Below are 16938 nucleotides of genomic sequence, written 5' to 3' on the forward strand. Positions count from 1 at the left end.
ATGGCCGTGGATTTCGCAACAGAGTTAGCCGTTCCCGCCAAGGACCGCTTCGCCTATTTCTGGAACACACGGGGTGAGTGGGTTGAAGAGCCCAACGTGCGCCGTGGCGGTGAAAGTGGCGTGCAGCGTGTCGTCTCGGAAAACGGTCGGCTGCTGTATGTGAAGCGTCAGACCGGCCATATCTATCGCAGCTGGCTGCACCCGTTTGGCCGTCCCACCGTGCTTCGCGAGCGTGATGCCTTGGAAGGTCTTCGCCAGCTCAACGTCAATGTGCCGCGGATGGTGTTCTGCGGTGCCGAGCGCGATGAGAACAACGAGTGGCGTGCATTGCTGGTCACGGCCTCGCTGGATGGCTTCGACGAATTCGAAAACTGGCTGCGTGCCGGCGGTCGCGAGCAGCACGGCGAAGTCGTGTACGAGCAGATGCTTCAGGAAATCGCCAGCAACCTGGCCCGTATGCACAAGGGTCGCTGGCAGCACAGCTGCATTTACATCAAGCACGTTTTCGTTCGCGTCGTGGGCGAGGGCGCCAATGCCAAGGCTGAGGTCGCGTTGCTCGATCTCGAGAAGTGCCGCCAGCGGTTGACGTCTTATGCCGCCGCCCAGCACGACATGAAACAACTGCGTCGCCATTCGTCGTTTCATCCAGCGGACTGGACCAAGCTGGTCTACTTTTACGAGACCGCGTTTGGCAGGCCCATCAAAGGTTTACAGCGATGAAGTTAGAAATGGCGCGAGGTTTGTTTTTGGTCGGGGCGTTGGGGGTGACTTCCATCGCGTTGGCCGCCTGGGATCAGCCCGGGCCGAAGATTTTGAGCGCAGTGCATGGCGAAGGCCATTGCCCGCTGCCTCGGGTGGCCAAGATGTCCGACACGGCCCGGCCTGATCACGATCTGCTTCTGTTGATGTTCGGCCTGGCCCAGGGAAGCGGACCACAAGGCTGATTCCTTTCTGTTGCACTGACCTAAAGGCCCCGAAGATCGGGGCCTTTTTTGTGGGCGTGGGGCCAGGTTCGTGTATCAGTTACGAGCATCCATCGTGGCACTCGAATGGCCATTGCCTTCGGGCTGCGGCTCGTCCCGTCGCGCCAGCAGCGTATACACGCACGGCAGCACAAAGAGCGTGAACAACGTCCCCACCGACATGCCGGTGGCAATCACCAAACCAATGTCAAAGCGGCTGACCGCGCCCGCGCCGGTGGCGAGGATCAGCGGCACCATGCCGAACACCATCGCTGCCGTGGTCATCAGTACGGGCCGCAAGCGAATCGCCGCCGCTTCCTCGACCGCTTCCCGCGCGGTCAGGCCCTTGTCGCGGCGGAGCTGGTTGGCGAATTCGACGATCAGAATGCCGTGCTTGCTGATCAGCCCGATCAGCGTGACCAGACCCACCTGGGTGTAGATATTCAGCGACGAGATGCCGAGGAACAGCGGGATTAGCGCGCCGCAGATCGACAGCGGCACAGTCACCAGAATCACCAGCGGATCGCGGAAGCTCTCGAACTGTGCGGCCAGCACCAGAAAAATGATCGCCAGGGCCAGGCCGAACGTCACCCACAGCGCATTGCCTTCCTGTACGTACTGGCGGGATGCGCCGGCGTAGTCGTAGGCAAAACCCGGCGGCGACTCTTCGATGGCGATCTGTCTCACCAACTCAATCGCCTCCGCCTGACTCACCAGCGGGAAGCCGGAGATGATCGCCGAGTTGAGCTGCTGGAACTGATTGAGCTGCCGGGGTCTGGCCCGGTCGCTGACGGTGATCAGCGTCGACAACGGCAGCATCTTGCCTTCGGTGTTCTTGACGTAGTAATTCGCCAGCCAGGCCGGGTTGTCGCGGTAGGCCCGCTCAACCTGGGCGATGACCTTGTAGCTGCGCCCGTCGATGGTGAAGCGGTTGATCTCCGCCTCGCCGAGGAGCGTCGCCAGACTGCCGCCCAAGTCCTGCATCGACACGCCCATCTGCGCGGCTTTGGCGCGGTCGACATCGACCACCACTTCCGGCTTGTCGAAGGCCAGATCAACGTCCAGAAACGCGAATTTGCCCGATTCGGCGGCGCGCTTCTTGATGCGATCCGTCACCTCCAGCAGCGCGGCATAGTCGCCCGGTGTGTTGATCACGAACTGAAACGGCAGGCCCTCACCGGTGCCGGGCAACGAGGGCAGGTTGAAGCCGAAAATCTGCAGCCCGGTGATGCCGTTGAGCTTGGCCTGCACCTCCGGCAGCAGCTCCATTTGCGTGCGGCTGCGCTCATCCCATGGCTTGAGCAGGAACCCGCCGACGCCGGTCTGCACGCCATTGAAACCGTTGATCTGGAACGAGGAGTAGTACTCCGGGAACGCTTTGAAAATGCTGATGAACTGGTCGGTGTATTTATTCATGTAATCGAGGTTGGTCGGCTGCGGCGCCGTCGCCATCATGAAGATGATGCCCTGATCCTCGTCCGGCGCCAGTTGCGATTGGCTCAGTTTGAGAAACACCGGAATCAGGCACAGCACCAGCACCGCGAACACGATCACCACCGGCCGGGTATTCAGCGTGCCGTGAAGGACACGCTGGTAGCGGACCTTCAGGCTTTCGAAGGCGTGATCGAGTTTGTGCGCCAGGCCGCTGGGGTTCTCGTCCCGACGCAGCAGTACGGCGCACATCATCGGCGACAGGGTCAACGCGACGATTCCGGAGATGACCACTGCGCCGGCCAGCGTCAGGGCGAATTCCTTGAACAGCGCACCGGTCAGTCCCTCCAGAAAACCGATGGGTGCATAGACCGCTGCCAGGGTGATGGTCATCGACACCACCGGCATGGCGATCTCGCGAGCGCCCTCGATGGCCGCATCGAAGGGCGTCTTGCCTTCCTCGATGTGCCGGTGAATGTTCTCCACCACCACGATGGCGTCGTCCACCACCAGACCGATCGCCAAGACCATCGCCAGCAGCGTCAGCAAATTGATCGAATAGCCCATCAGTTGCATGAAGAACAGCACGCCGATCATCGACAGCGGGATGGTGATCACCGGGATCAGCACCGAGCGCAAGGCACCCAGAAACAGGAACACCACGACGATGACGATGAGCACCGCTTCGATCAGGGTTTTCACCACTTCATGGATCGAGGCCTGAATGAACAGCGTGGCATCGTAGGCGATGGATGCTTTCAGGCTTGGCGGCAGTTGGGCTTCCAATTCGGGCAGGATGCGCCGCACTTCCTTGATCACGTCCAGCGGGTTCGAGCTGGGCGTGCCCTTGATGCCGATGTACACCGACGGGGTGCCGTCGAACGAGCTGACCGTGTCGTAGTTCTCGGCGCCCATCTCCACCCGCGCCACATCGCCCAGCAGCACGCGACTGTCGCCCACGGTCTTGAGCGGGATGGCCGCGAAGGTCTCGGGGGATTTCAGGTCGGTGCTGGCGTTGACGCTGGTGACCACGTACTCGCCCTTCACCTCGCCCGCCGCGGACAGGAAGTTGTACTTGCGCACGGCTTCGGTGACGTCGCTGGCGGTCAGGCCGAAACCGGCGAGCTTGACCGGATCGAGCCACAGGCGCATGGCGAACACCTGATTGCCCAGGATCTCGGCTTCGGCCATGCCCGGCAGCGTCGCCAGCTTCGGCTGAATGACCCGGGACAGGTAATCGGTGATCTGCGGGTTGCTCAGCTCGGCGCTGTAAAAGCTGATGTACATCAGCGCCGAGGCGTCGGCGGCTTCCTTGCTCAGCACCGGGTCTTCGGCGTCCTGGGGCAGCTTGTTCTTGACCTCGTTGGCCTTGGCCAGCAGCTCGGTGTAGAGGCGGTCGCTGTTGGAGCCGATGCGCGCATAGATGGAAATGACCGAGAAGTTCTGCCGGCTGACCGAGGTCATGTAGTCGATGCCTTCGGCGCTCGCCAGACTCTGCTGCAGCGGCTGGGTGATGTAGCCCTGAATGGTTTCGGCGTTGGCGCCGGGGTAAGCCGTGGTCACGGTGATCAGCGCGTTTTCCATCTGCGGGTACTGGCGGATGGTCAGCTTGCTGAACGCCTGAAAACCCAGCAGCACGATCAGCAGGCTTATCACGCTGGCGAGCACCGGGCGACGGATGAACGGGTCTGTAAAGGCCATGATCGATTCCTTGATCAGTCAGCTTTGGGCTGGCTGTTCTGCGCCGCCGAGGTGGCGTCAGACGGTGTTGCCGGGTCGGCCACGATGGCGACGGCAGCGCCGTTATCCAGTTTCAACTGGCCGCCGGTGACCACCTGCTCGCCGGGTTTCAATCCTTTGCTGATGATGACCAGCCCGCCGCGACGCTCACCGGTCTCGACGAAGCGCCGCTCGACCATGAGCTGAGGCTCGCCCATGCTGTTGTGTTCCGGCTGGCCGTCGGCGGTCTTTTTCGGCACGACGACGTAGACCGAGTTTCCGTACAGCGTGTAGGTGATCGTGCTTTCCGGCAACACCAGTTGCGGCGTGTCCTGCCCGAGCAGCACTTGCAGGCTGGTGAACATGCCGGGCAGCAGTTGGCTGTCGGGGTTGGGCAGGATGGCGCGAATCAAGACGTTGCGGGTGGTGTCTTCGACCTTGGGGTTGATGGCGCTGATGCGCGCGGTGAATACGCGGTCCGGGTAGGCCGCGACGCTCACCTGCACCTGTTGGCCGAGGGCCAGTTTCGGCAGCATCTGCTCAGGTACGAAGAAGTCCGCGTACAGGCTGGTCAGGTCTTGAAGGGTAGCGATCACCGTGCCGCTGGCGAGGTAGTCGCCGACGTCAACCTGACGAATGCCGATGGTGCCGCTGAAGGGCGCAAGAATGCGCTTCTTCGCCAGGGAGGCGTTCAGTTGTGCGACGGTGGCAGCGGCTTTCTTCTGCGTGGCGGCGAGCTTGTCGAAGTCGCCCCGGGAAATGGCCGACTCGCCCACCAGTTTGCTGCCGCGCCCGTACTCGACCTGCGCCAGACCGAGGTCCGCTTCGGCAGTGCCGAGCAGGGCCTTTTCCACATCGCTGTCGAGCTGCAACAGCGGCTGACCGACCTTGACCTTCTGGCCGGATTCAAACTGCACGGCCTTGACCGTGCCCGCGATTTCCAGCGAAAGATCCACGCCCTGGGATGCCTTGAGCGTGCCGATGGCCGGCAGACGATTCTGCCACGGGCGCTCCGCAACAACGGCCACCGCCACATTGATCGGCGGCTTCGGCGCCGTAAATTGCTGGATCTGCTGATAGACCGAAAACGCCTTGTACCCGCCCAGGGCCAGCACCACGATCAGGACAATGCCCAACATGATCAACATGCGGCGACGCAACATATTCCACTTCCTTGGAAAACCGATGAATCAGGCGAGCACGTTAGTCTTGTCGGGGTTTAGTTGCCAGTGGCGGTGATGGATTTTGAGATCAGCAAGCACGGTCCCTGTAGGAGTGAGCTTGCTCGCGAAGACGGTATTTCAGGCTCTGAAGATTTAGCGGATGTTCCATCGTCTTCGCGAGCAAGCTCGCTCCCACAGTTCACCTGTCGGCAGATACATCTGCGGCGTTGTCATGTTTCGATGAGCGGGCTTGCCAGGGAAGAGGCCCGCGCGGCAGCCGTAGATCCACCATCAAACCAGATGCAGATGGTTATCCCACAACCCCGCCGGCAGCTCCAGCGGCTTGGCGACCAGCACCGTCTCGCGGCAATCATAAAAACGGCAGCGCCCTTGGCCGGAGGTCACGACGAAGCCGTCCGCCACCGCGCCCACCCCGGCGCAGTCGGGCAGCGGCGCATCCAGCTTCAGCGAGCCGCTGTCCAGGTCCCAGATAAAGAAGCGGTTGCCCCTCGGCGCGGTCAGTGCCACCAGCCGCAGGTCGTTGTGAATGGCGACGCTGGCGGTGTAATGCGCCATCGCCTGCAGTTGTTGCTCGGCCACCGGGAACGCTTGAAACGGCTGGCCCGGCCGCTTGATGGCGAGCAGCTCGGCGGATTCGTGGGAAGGCCCCATGAACTGCTGCCCCGCGACAATGGTGCCGTCGCTGGCGATCGCCATATGGCGCACGCTGTTCATCTGTTGCGACAGCGTCTCTTTGCTCAGCAGCGTGCCGTCGCGCTGCATCAGCACCAGACTGGGTTCCATGGCGTCGAGGTTCATTTCGACGCGGCTCTCGGCCTCGGTGCGAATGCCGCCGTTGGCGACTGCAAGGGTTTCGCCATCCGGCATCCATGAAACCTGATGGGGCCCGACGCCGTGGGTAGAAATCTCACCGGTGCGTTGCAGCCGCTCATCAACGAATCGATACACGCCCAACAGTCCGCGGCCCGGCTCCGTCGTGTCGTTCTCGGTGGCGTACAGCCATTCGCCGTCCTTGTGAATGACCGCGTGGCCGTAGAAGTGTCGGTGGGGTTGCGAGGTGATGGTCTGCAGCAAGCGACCGTCGCGCAGGTCGATCAGGTAGCTTTCGGTCCCCGGCCGGCGCGCGACGAACAGTGCGATCGGCAGGTTCGGGTGATTGATGATGTCGTGACAGCGCTGGGCGACGGCGGTGGCAAACACCTGCGTGCCGTCGACGCGATAACCCACGGCGAAGTGCTGGCCGTTGCCATCGTCTCGGGCGGACAGCAGCAGCGGGCTTTCGCCTTTTTTCGCGAAGAGTGTCCAGCCGCCAAACGTGACGGCGCTGAGCAGCAGGCTGCCCAGACCCAGAGCCTGACGTCGCAACATATCAGTCACCATCATTGGCGTTGAAGCCCAGTTGAATGCCCAGCGCCTTGGCCAGTTCGCCTTCGTGCAGGCGATGGACCACGTTGAGGCTGTCGTAGAAAGCGTTGAGCTGCTGACGACCTTCTTCGGTGGCCAGCAGATCCCCGAGGGGAGGTTTCAGCGCGGCCAGTTGGCGATTGCTCTCAGCGTAGGCGGCGTCGATCTTGTCGGCCAAAGGCTTCTGTTCCTTGGGCAACAGCCCGCGTAAACCTTTGTTATCAACACCGGCCCAGACCGTCTGGGCACTGGCCAGACTCGCCTGCAAGCTGCTGAGCGAAGCCTTGCTGCGCCACGCTTCCGCCTGAAACGGCTGCGGCACACCCTTGGTGCCGCGGCCCAGCGGCGTGCCGAGCTTTTTCTTCAATGAGTCCAGTGCGGTCACTTGCACGCGCAGCAACTCGGCAATGGCCTCGTGGGAATCGGCGTAGCGCTGGTTGGGAAACTTGCTCAGCTGAGCGAGCATGCCGTCGTTGCTGTTCCAGCTGTTGAGGATGTCTTCTGCCAACGCCTTCTGACGCTCACCAATGGCGACCAGCAGCGGGCAGTAGCGGGCTTTCTGCTCGGCGTTGGCCATGTCGATGTCGGCGTCGAACAGGATGTATTCATAGGCCGACAGGCCCTGAACCACGACGCTGGATTTCGTCAGGGCGTCAGCACTGATCTGCGGCTGTGCGGTGACCAGTTGCTCCACCTGACGGCCGACGAGGTTTTTCTTGTCCGGCCAGAACTGAATCTGCCAGGCGCGATTGCCTTCTGCCAGCGGCCCGATGAGCAGCGGTTGCAGCTCGGCCCAGGCTTTTTGCGCGTGCAGGAAGTCGGCGCGGGCGGTGTCCAGGTCGGATTTGCCCTGGCAGTAGGACAGCGCACTGATCGCCAGTTGCCGGTCGGCATCGACCCAACGGCTGTAGGTCGGCAGGATGACCTGACTGGCGATGGCGGCAGACGTCACGGCTTGCGGATCCGACGGCGCGCACGCGCCCAGTGCCAAAGCGGCGAGGCTGGTGAGCAATAACTTGGGGCGGAACATGCCCGACTCCTTATCTTCAGAAATACGTTAGAGAGAATTCAAGAACGCCAGCAGCGCCGCGCGTTGCTCCGCGTCAAAGGCGAGCACCTGACGTTGCGCCGGCAGCGCCTCGCCGCCATGCCAGAGCACGGCTTCCATCAGGTCGCGGGCACGTCCGTCGTGCAGAAACTGGGTGTGGCCACTGACGGTCTGCGTCAGGCCAATGCCCCACAGCGGCGGGGTGCGCCACTGCTGGCCGCTGGCCTGAAATTCGCTGAGATTGTCGGCCAGGCCTTCGCCCATGTCATGCAGCAACAGATCGGTGTAGGGGCGGATGACCTGATTCGCCAGTTCGGGCTCGGCGGCGTCGGCGGAAGTGGTGAATTCAGGCGTGTGGCATTGCTGGCAGCCGGCCTTGAAGAACAGGCTCTTGCCCGCCAGCACCTGCGGGTCGGCCACGTCGCGGCGCGCCGGGACGCCAAGGTTGCGGGTGTAGAAGGTGATCAGCCGCAGGATGTTGTCGCTGACTTCCGGCTCGCCGTTCGGGCCGTTGCCGTTGGGCGCGGCGAGGCACGCGGTCTGCGACGGCGTGCAGTCGTCGACCGGCATCAAGGTGGACGTCAGGCCCATATCACCCGCCAGCGCGTGGACATTCTGCTGCTGGATGCTTGGCTGCGAGGCTTTCCAGCCGAAACGGCCGAGGACGGTTTTCTGCTGCGCATCGTCCCAGACCCAGTTGGGTGTGCCGGTGATGCCGTTGCCTTGCTCATCGTTGGGGTTGGCGTTGGCCAGAATCGCCGCCTGCGGAATGGCTTCCAGAAGCCCGAGGCCGATCATTGGCGGAGCAATGCGCGCGGAAGCTCGCGTCTGCGGGTGCATCGGGCCGTAACCGGGTTGGGTGATCTGCAGGGTAGGGCGGCGCAGGTGCACCGGGGTGCCGTCGCGAAAATGCACGGTCATCGAATCGTAATCGACCCGAACCTTGCCTTCGGGCGTGACGCCGGGAATGGCCATGTCCTGGAGCTGCTTGCCGTATACAGGCTCGGGCGTCAGACCCAACTGCTTGATGTGTTCGGCGAACGCCGGATCGTCGGGAATCGACAGGCGCACCAGCATGGACACGGCGTTGTCGGCGCCGGGCTCGGGCGGGTGGCCGCGGCCGTCCTTGATGTGGCAGTTCTGGCAGGCGTTGGTGTTGAACAACGGACCCAGGCCGTCGCGGGCAGTGGTAGTCGACGGGGCAATCACCCAGGGGTTGCGGAAAAAGCTGTTGCCGACGCTGAAGTCCAGCCGCCGGACGGGCGACAGGTTGGCTGAAGGCATGGAAAACGCATTGCGGTCGCTTTTGTTGACAGTGGTGGCGCCGCCGGAGCGCGACTCGCCCGGTTCGGCTGCGGTGAAACGCGGGGCGTCATCGCACCCACTCATGGCAAGCGCCATCAGCAGGAGAAACGAAGGACGGAACCACGCAGTCATACAGGTCCTGCAAAGGCGGGAAATCGGGGCGAGCAAGCTTACCAGCCCCGAGTTTGATGAATAAGAGGGATTAGCGTTTGCAGGCCCTCTCGTAACGTGTTGTTACCAAATCATCCGCGGGTGACGTGCCCGCAAAACTCACGCGCCGGCGATCTCCAGCGCCGGGTTTTCCACCAGCAGTTGCATGAGACGCCGCTCGCCCTCGACCACCTTGAATGACCGGTAATCGCCAATGCCGTCGAGCTGCCGTTCGCGTTCGCGGATCGCCAGCTCCTTGGCCCTCTCGTAGCCGTAATGTTCGACCCTGAATGACTTGGTGACACTGCTGCCGTTGCGCAGCGTGGTCCGCGCCACCCAATAGGCGATGCCGGTGTAACAGCGGTAATGCACCCCCGGATAACCGCTGGTGTTGGTGGCGATGATGCGTTGACGGATGTCGCGGCTGAGCTTGGGCAGGTGGGCCAGCAGCAGCTGGTCACGGCACGCGTCGGCGGCTTGGCGTGCCGGATCTCGGCCACCGTAGCGGGAGAAGGAAAACAGTCGGTTGAAGGTTCTGCCGTCGCGGTAGATCGTCACCTTCCAGGCACGCGGGCCCTTGACGCCGACCAGCAGGTGAATACCGTAATCGTTGGCTTTGAGCTTACTGACGCGGCGCCTTTTATTGTTTCTCTTGGGCACTTTCTGTCTCCTCCTGGATAGGGTGGGGTCAAGGAAGTGCGCATGATCGGCGGCGGGGGAGGCCTGTTCAATCCGACAAGGAGCGAACAGGAAATGCCCTACAACGCTTACAGACCGGTCCCCAAACAACGCCGTTTTGCTGGGACTTTCAGGCGTCGATTGACGAAAAAAATGCCGGCCCGTGGACGGGTCGGCATTTGTTTGCAGCGGGACCGACTTCAGTCGGGAAGGCGCGGTCCCTCCGGTTTGAAGCGGATCAGAACTCGTGGTCGGCGTTGTCCGGGTTCAGGTCGGTGATGCCCAGCTTGCCAGCGGCTTGCTCGATGGCGCCGGTCTGCTTGACCAGCGCGGCAATCGCGTCGCGCACGACCTGGTTGCCCGCTGTATTGCCCGCCGCGATGAGTTGGTCGAAATGCTCGCCCTTGTTGGCGTGGTCGACGATGACCTGCAGCTTCGCCTGGGTCGCATCGAGATCGGCGCGCACGGTCTGGTCGGTGGCGGCGTCGGCGGTGGCGACCAGCGAGGACAGGCTCGCGCCGCTCACTTTGCTGCCGTCGACGCGGGTGTATTCACCCAGGTAGACGTTGCGGATGCCCAGGCCGTTATAGAAATGCGAGTTGTGGGTGTTGTCGCTGAAGCAATCGTGCTCGTCTTCGCTGGAATTGGCCTCCAACGCGACTTTCATGCGCTCGCCCGCCAGTTCACCGAGCGACAGGCTGCCCATGCCGAACAGCATTTTGCGCAGCCCGCTCTCGGCGGACTCAGCTTCCAGCGTGGCGCGGTAGTTGTCGGCGACGCCCGGCTTCCAGTTGTTGACCATTTCTTCGAGGTCGCTGACCAACAGGTCGGTGGCGGCTTTCAGGTAGGCGCGGCGGCGATCGTTGTGGCCGCCGGTGCCGCCCTGGCCTTCGATGTAGTCGCTGGCCGGGCGTTCGCCAGCGCCCGCGCCGGTGCCGTGCAGGTCCTGGCCCCAGAGCAGGAATTCGATGGCGTGGTAACCGGTCGCCACGTTGGCTTCCGCACCGCCGAGCTCGTTCAGGCTGGCGAGTTTTTCAGGGGTGATTTCTGTGACGTCGACTTTGTCCTCGCCCACTTGCACCGACGTGTTGGCGATGATGTTGGCAGTGGCGCCCGGATTGCCCAACGCGTGCTGGTAATCCTTGGCGACGTAGTCGATCAGGCCTTCGTCCAGCGGCCATGCGTTCACCTGACCTTCCCAGTCGTCGATGATGGTGTTGCCGAAGCGGAACACTTCGCTCTGCATGTACGGCACCCGCGCCGCAACCCAGGCGTCTCGCGCTGCTTTCAGGGTCTGGTCATTGGGTGTGGCGAGGAAAGCATCGACTGCCGTGCTGAGCTTTTTGGCAGTGGATTCGGCGTCGCTGAAAACGGCGAATACCATATTGGCGTAGTTGGCGACCACTGCCCGGGTGGCCGTTTCGTTGGGCTGGGCAGGCGCGGCGGCGGAGGTCGGCGCTGGAGCCGGCGCGGCGGTTGCGGCCGGTGCAGGGGCAGGCGCTGCGGCGGCGGGCTTGTCCTTGCCTTGATCACAACCGGCCAGAGCAATGGCGACAGCCAGCAGACTTGCGGTTGCCAGGGGCATACGAATCATGACGGAATCCTGCATCGAGAAGAGGTGTGAACGGTGGCGAACGCCAGAAAATGCTGCGACATAATGCGAAAGATTTGCATTCTGTGTAAAGGCCATTTGCCCAGGCCGGCGGAGGGAGATATTTCAAGCTGTTTCAGGGGATGATTCAGGATGTCCGCAGGCGCGGCGGTGTTTCCAAGGATGCGCCTTTGCGTCGAAAGCCCGTTGTGTCAGAGCGCCTCGCTGTGAGTGCGCTGGGCCTGCTTCAGGTAAACCAGCAGCTCCCGCGCCGGCAGCGGCTTGCTGTAGAAATACCCCTGACCTTCATGGCAACCCTCGGAAATGATGTACGCCTCTTGCTCGGCGGTCTCCACGCCTTCGGCGATCACCTGCATGCCCAAACTTTTGCCGAGCTGGATGATGGCGCGCACGATCGTCGCGTCGTCATCGTCGTCGAGCAGGTCCTGGACGAAGCTCTTGTCGATCTTGATCTTGTCCAGCGGCAGGCTTTTCAGATAACTCAGCGATGAATAACCGGTGCCGAAGTCATCGATGGCGATCAACGCCCCGGAGCGACGCAGGCTCAACAAGTGCTGCGCGGCGGTGGTGATGTCTTCCATCAGGCCGGTTTCCGTGACTTCCAGCTCGAGACTGCGGGGCGGCAGTCGGTAGATCTGCAGCAGGTTGTTCACCACCCGCGGCAATTCGGCGTGGTGCAGCTGCACCGTGGACAGGTTCACCGCCATGCGCAGGTCACTGAAGCCCTGGTCGTGCCATTCGCGCAGCTGTTTGCAGGCCTGATCCAGCACCCACTCGCCGATGGCGATAATGGTGCCGTTCTGCTCGGCCAGCGGGATAAACAGGTCGGGCGGCACGAAGCCGTGTTCGGGGTGAATCCAGCGGATCAACGCCTCGACACCGACGACACTGTGATCGCGATAGCTGATCTGCGGCTGATAGACCAGATGAAACTGCTCGCGGGCCATGGCTTCGCGCAAGTCTTTTTCCAGCTCGCGACGACGGCGCATCTCGCTGTCGACGCTGGCGATATAAAACTGGTAGCGATTGCGCGAGCGGGTCTTGGCCAGCGTCATGGTCTGTTCGGCTTTCTGCAGCAGCTTCTCGGTGCTGTCGCCATCTTCGGGGAACAGCGTGATGCCGATGGTGGCGCGCAGACGAATCTCTTGCTGATCGACGGCGAAGGGCGCTTCCAGGTCGTCGAGAATATTCTGCGCCAGCTCGGCGGCCTCGTAAGGCTGTTCGATATCGGCCTGAACCAGCGCGAACTGATCGCCGCCCAGCCGCGCAAGGGCGCCAAGGCGACCGCTGTGACTGCGCAGGCGATCGGCCAGCGCCAGCAGCAACTGATCGCCGGCCTGGTAACTGAATTGTTCGTTGATGCCTTTGAAGTCATCCAGACCCACGCACAACACCGCGACACGGTGCTGCACTTTTCCGGAGTCGACGAGGATTTTGTCCAGTTGCTTCTGCAGCTGCAGCCGATTCGGCAGACCGGTGAGGAAGTCGTATTGGGCCATCCGCAACAGGCTGGATTCAGCTTCGTGGCGCAGGGTGGTGTTGCGCTCGATGGACGCCAGCAGTTGGTTGGCGGTATTGACCCAGACCCCCAGCTCGTTTTTTTCGTGGCCTTTGAGCAAGGGCAATTGGTGTTCGCTGGGGCGGTCGGGGTTGATGCTGGTCAGGTGCTCGATGATTCTCGACAGCGGTTTGGTCAGCAGCCAGTGATAAACCAGGTAGAGCACCAGACCCATCGCCAGCGCGCGCAACACGCCGGAGATGAAGATGATCATCGAGTTGGTAAGAAATGTTTCGCCGTAGGTGGCGGTGTCCAGGGTGATGCGCAGGTCGCCGTAATATTCGCTGTACGGGCTGCGGCCGACCAGTTGCGTGGTGAAGCTCCGTTCCTGGCCAAGGATCAGATCGGTCAGCCAGCGGGTGTGGGTGGCTTCGAGGTCTCGGGATTTTTCGGCGAGCACCGTCTCGTTGGGATGACCGATGGACGCCTGGCGCACGGCTTTGTCCTGAAACAGCCCTTCGATGACCTGCATGCCCATTTCCCGGTCCAGGCTATAGACGGCCTGGGTCGAGGGGTCGCGGAACATGTCGAGGATACGCGCTGCGTCCGTGGCAACGGCCTGGCGGGTTTTGTATGCGTCGTAGACGATCTGTGCGCAACTGAGCACGACCCCCACGATCAGCGCTGAAAGCAGCACAACGCGGAGCAGCTTCACCGACAAGCTGTCTTTGAGTTCCAGCTTCAAATGGCCATTCCTTTATCCATGCTGATAGCGGGCTGCCTGCATGCAAGCACTGGCAATGCAGGCATTCGGATCAGACGCTTCTGGCGTGCGCGTGACCCCATCAATCGGGAAAACAGTTAATAGGCAGACCACTCAGGCTATCCGTACTGTGTCGGTCGTACGCGGGGAAAACTTGAGCCCAGCCGTTTGAATCAGCACGAAATTTGATATTAGTCCGCTATCGCTTCCAGACAATACATAAACGACAAACAGAAGGCGAAAAAAAACCCGGACGTGCCGGGCTTTTTTTCATTCGAGCATTCAAGCATTCATCAGGCGGTGAAGCTTTTGCCTTCGAACTGCTCGGCAACGAACTTCCAGTTGACCAGGTTCCAGAACGCCTCGACGTACTTAGGACGCAGGTTACGGTAGTCGATGTAGTAAGCGTGTTCCCATACATCGCAGGTCAGCAGTGGGGTGTCGCCGCTGGTGATCGGGTTGCCGGCGCCGATGGTGCTGGCCAGTGCCAGGGAACCGTCAGCTTTCTTCACCAGCCAGCCCCAGCCGGAGCCGAAGGTGCCGATGGAGGTCTTGCTGAATTCTTCCTTGAACTTGTCGAAGGAGCCGAAAGCAGCGTTGATCGCGTCAGCCAGAGCGCCAGTCGGTTGGCCGCCGGCGTTTGGCGCCAGGCAGTTCCAGTAGAACGTGTGGTTCCAGACTTGAGCGGCGTTGTTGAAGATACCGCCCGAAGAGGTCTTGACGATTTCTTCCAGAGTCTTGCCTTCGAACTCGGTGCCTGGCACCAGGTTGTTCAGGTTCACGACATAGGTGTTGTGGTGCTTGTCGTGGTGGTATTCCAGAGTTTCCTTGGAGATGTGCGGTGCCAGAGCATCATGTGCGTACGGCAGCGGAGGCAATTCAAAAGCCATGGTAATTCTCCTAATCAGGTCAGTTGCGGTTTGCGCAAGGCCGATCACGGGCGGCCAGACAGAACTTACGCTGGCGAGTTTGTACTCTTTGCAGCGCAGGGGCTGGATCATAGCACCGGCCCCTGACCTTAACCACGCAACAACTGTGTGGGATAGAGGTTCCAGAGCGTTGCGCTGAAAAGCGCGTCGGCGAGACGAATGTTCACGCCGTTCTGATCAACTGCAGCGCCACGCTGAACATCATCACCGCCACCATCAGGTCCAGCAGGCGCCAGGTCGTTGGGCGTGCCAGCCACGGGGCCAGCCAGGCGGCGCCGATCGCCAGCGTCGAAAACCACAACACTGAAGCGCTGGCGGCCCCGGCCACGTAGGCGCCGGGCACTGCTTGCTGCGCGCCGAGCGAGCCAATCAGCAACACGGTATCGAGATAAACGTGCGGGTTCAGCAAGGTCACTGCCAAGGCGGTCAGCAATACCGCGCGGCGTGACCGCTGGCCGTCGGCATCGCCCTGAGCGAGGCTTTGCGGCGACAATGCGCGACGCAGTGCCATTGCGCCGTACCACAGCAGAAACACCACCCCGCCCCAGCGGGCCACCGCCAGAAGCGTGGGGTTGTGGGCCAGCACATTGGCTAGCCCAAAGACGCCGGCGGCCACCAATACGGCATCGCACACGATGCACAGCAGGGCCACGGAAAGGTGGTGTTCGCGACGCAAACTTTGCGCCAGCACGTAGGCGTTCTGCGTGCCGATGGCCATGATCAGCCCGAGGGAAACCAACAGGCCGTTGAGGTAGCTTTGCCACATGATGTCGAGCCTCGATGAGTTCAGGAGTTGGCGGGATCAGGCGTTCGTCGCCAGAGCGCGCAAGGTCTCCATGGCCTGCTGTGCGTCGTCTTTGCCCACGAAAAGATGGTCGTGGTAAAAGCCGGCGACCACATTGCAACTGATGCCCGCCGCGCCCAGTGCGCTGGCGAACGCGGCGGTCAGCCCGACCGCTGCGAGTGAGGAATGAACGGTCAGGGTGATCCAGGCCATGACGTAATCGCAGTCCAGGCGCAGTTGCTGTGCCTGGCTGCGTTCGAGGATGACGGTCAGGCCTTCGCGCTCGCGGAAGCTGCCGATGACTTCGACGCCCTCCACGCGACGGCTGTCTGCCACGGTGCAGCACACGTAGTCACCCTCGTTGAGTTCAGGGTTCATGCTGCGCAGCAATGCGCCAAGAGAGGTTTCACCAGTCATTGATGTTCCGCCGTTCTTTGAGGGTGTGCCGTGAATCAGTGGTGGCGATTGTCGGTCGACAGCAGGTATAAGAAAAACCAATAAAGCTCATCACTCATTAGAGAAACTGATGTTCGACTACAAATTGCTTTCAGCGCTGGCGGCGGTGATCGAGCAGGCCGGCTTCGAGCGCGCCGCTCAGGTGCTCGGCCTTTCGCAGTCTGCGGTGTCCCAGCGCATCAAGCTGCTGGAAGCGCGGGTCGGCCAGCCGGTGCTGGTCCGGGCGACGCCGCCCACGCCGACCGAAATCGGTCGGCGCCTGCTTAACCATGTCCAGCAGGTGCGCTTGCTGGAGCGGGATCTGCAAAGCGTGGTGCCGGCCCTGGACGAGGGCGGTATGCCAGAACGTTTGCGCATCGCGCTGAATGCCGACAGCCTGGCGACCTGGTGGGCCCTCGCGGTCGGGGACTTCTGTGCCGAGCATCGATTGCTCACCGATCTGGTGGTCGAGGACCAGGACGTCGGCCTCAAACGCATGCGCGCCGGTGAAGTGGCCGCGTGTCTATGCGGCAGTGAACGGCCAGTGGCGGGGGCGCGGAGTTTATTGCTCGGCGCCATGCGTTATCGGGCGTTGGCCAGTCCTGACTTCATTAATAGGCATTTCCCCCAGGGCGTGACGCCTCAGGCGGTCGCCCGGTCCCCCGCGCTGGTGTTCGGCCCGGATGACTTCCTGCAGCATCGCTACCTCGCTTCACTGGGTGTCGAAGGCGGTTTCGAGCATCATTTGTGTCCGTCGTCCGAAGGTTTCACGCGCATGGTCGAAGCCGGAATGGGCTGGGGACTGGTGCCGGAGTTGCAGGTCCGTGGACAATTGGCGAGTGGTTTGTTGGTCGAGTTGCTGCCTGATCACTGCATTGATGTGCCCTTGTACTGGCATCATTGGCGCAACGGCGGCCAGTTGCTGACGGAGCTGACGGACCATCTGGCGAAAAAAGCAGGGCAGTGGCTGGTGCCGTTGGACGCGCAGTGAACGTCAACAGGCGACGCAGTAGAGTGTGGGATTGTTCGCAGAACA

General features: G+C 61.9%; 14 protein-coding genes. 3 read left to right on the plus strand and 11 right to left on the minus strand.

The window, feature by feature from the left end; all coding sequences use genetic code 11:
* Together IFT47_RS01010 and IFT47_RS01015 are read left to right on the plus strand one after the other, a co-directional pair.
* On the plus strand, window positions 1-720 hold the full coding sequence (locus IFT47_RS01010) for a lipopolysaccharide kinase InaA family protein (protein WP_192171739.1): 720 nt from the start codon (window positions 1-3) through the stop codon (window positions 718-720).
* Window positions 717-944, plus strand: coding sequence for a hypothetical protein (locus tag IFT47_RS01015; RefSeq protein ID WP_108120736.1), 228 nt, complete (start codon window positions 717-719; stop codon window positions 942-944). The genes IFT47_RS01010 and IFT47_RS01015 overlap by 4 nt, the downstream gene beginning before the upstream one ends.
* A gap of 75 nt (window positions 945-1019) precedes the next feature.
* On the opposite strand, the gene IFT47_RS01020 is transcribed toward IFT47_RS01015, so the two are convergent.
* The 11 genes from IFT47_RS01020 to IFT47_RS01070 all read right to left on the minus strand — a co-directional run bounded on the left by IFT47_RS01020 (window position 1020) and on the right by IFT47_RS01070 (window position 15884).
* Complete coding sequence (locus IFT47_RS01020; RefSeq protein ID WP_192171738.1) at window positions 1020-4094, minus strand: multidrug efflux RND transporter permease subunit; 3075 nt, start codon at window positions 4092-4094, stop codon at window positions 1020-1022.
* 14 nt (window positions 4095-4108) lie between these two features.
* A complete protein-coding gene (locus tag IFT47_RS01025) occupies window positions 4109-5275 on the minus strand; it encodes an efflux RND transporter periplasmic adaptor subunit (RefSeq protein WP_192171737.1) in 1167 nt (388 codons plus the stop codon).
* A 291-nt stretch (window positions 5276-5566) separates the two neighbouring features.
* Window positions 5567-6664 (minus strand): DUF1513 domain-containing protein, encoded by a 1098-nt coding sequence (locus IFT47_RS01030; RefSeq protein WP_192171736.1) that lies wholly within the window; start codon window positions 6662-6664, stop codon window positions 5567-5569.
* Window position 6665: 1 nt separating this feature from the next.
* Window positions 6666-7730: an imelysin family protein gene (locus IFT47_RS01035; protein ID WP_192171735.1), complete on the minus strand. Its 1065-nt coding sequence runs from the start codon at window positions 7728-7730 to the stop codon at window positions 6666-6668.
* Window positions 7731-7757: 27 nt separating this feature from the next.
* Complete coding sequence (locus IFT47_RS01040) at window positions 7758-9185, minus strand: di-heme oxidoreductase family protein (protein ID WP_192171734.1); 1428 nt, start codon at window positions 9183-9185, stop codon at window positions 7758-7760.
* Window positions 9186-9323: 138 nt separating this feature from the next.
* Window positions 9324-9863, minus strand: coding sequence for an AP2/ERF family transcription factor (locus IFT47_RS01045; protein WP_065992198.1), 540 nt, complete (start codon window positions 9861-9863; stop codon window positions 9324-9326).
* Between the two features lie 256 nt (window positions 9864-10119).
* Window positions 10120-11475: an imelysin family protein gene (locus IFT47_RS01050; RefSeq protein ID WP_192171733.1), complete on the minus strand. Its 1356-nt coding sequence runs from the start codon at window positions 11473-11475 to the stop codon at window positions 10120-10122.
* Window positions 11476-11684: 209 nt separating this feature from the next.
* A complete protein-coding gene (locus IFT47_RS01055) occupies window positions 11685-13736 on the minus strand; it encodes a putative bifunctional diguanylate cyclase/phosphodiesterase (protein ID WP_192171732.1) in 2052 nt (683 codons plus the stop codon).
* 311 nt (window positions 13737-14047) lie between these two features.
* Complete coding sequence (locus IFT47_RS01060; RefSeq protein WP_065992213.1) at window positions 14048-14644, minus strand: superoxide dismutase; 597 nt, start codon at window positions 14642-14644, stop codon at window positions 14048-14050.
* 202 nt (window positions 14645-14846) lie between these two features.
* On the minus strand, window positions 14847-15449 hold the full coding sequence (locus IFT47_RS01065) for a LysE/ArgO family amino acid transporter (protein ID WP_192171731.1): 603 nt from the start codon (window positions 15447-15449) through the stop codon (window positions 14847-14849).
* Window positions 15450-15485: 36 nt separating this feature from the next.
* The gene (locus IFT47_RS01070) at window positions 15486-15884 is read right to left on the minus strand and encodes an ACT domain-containing protein (protein ID WP_192171730.1); all 399 of its coding nucleotides are present in this window, start codon (window positions 15882-15884) and stop codon (window positions 15486-15488) included.
* A 109-nt stretch (window positions 15885-15993) separates the two neighbouring features.
* On the opposite strand from IFT47_RS01070, the gene IFT47_RS01075 reads away from it, so the two are divergent.
* Window positions 15994-16893, plus strand: coding sequence for a LysR family transcriptional regulator ArgP (locus tag IFT47_RS01075; RefSeq protein WP_192171729.1), 900 nt, complete (start codon window positions 15994-15996; stop codon window positions 16891-16893).
* Window positions 16894-16938: the final 45 nt, after the last annotated feature.

Origin of the sequence: Pseudomonas sp. CFBP 13711, assembly GCF_014842265.1 — a bacterium.
GTDB lineage: Bacteria > Pseudomonadota > Gammaproteobacteria > Pseudomonadales > Pseudomonadaceae > Aquipseudomonas.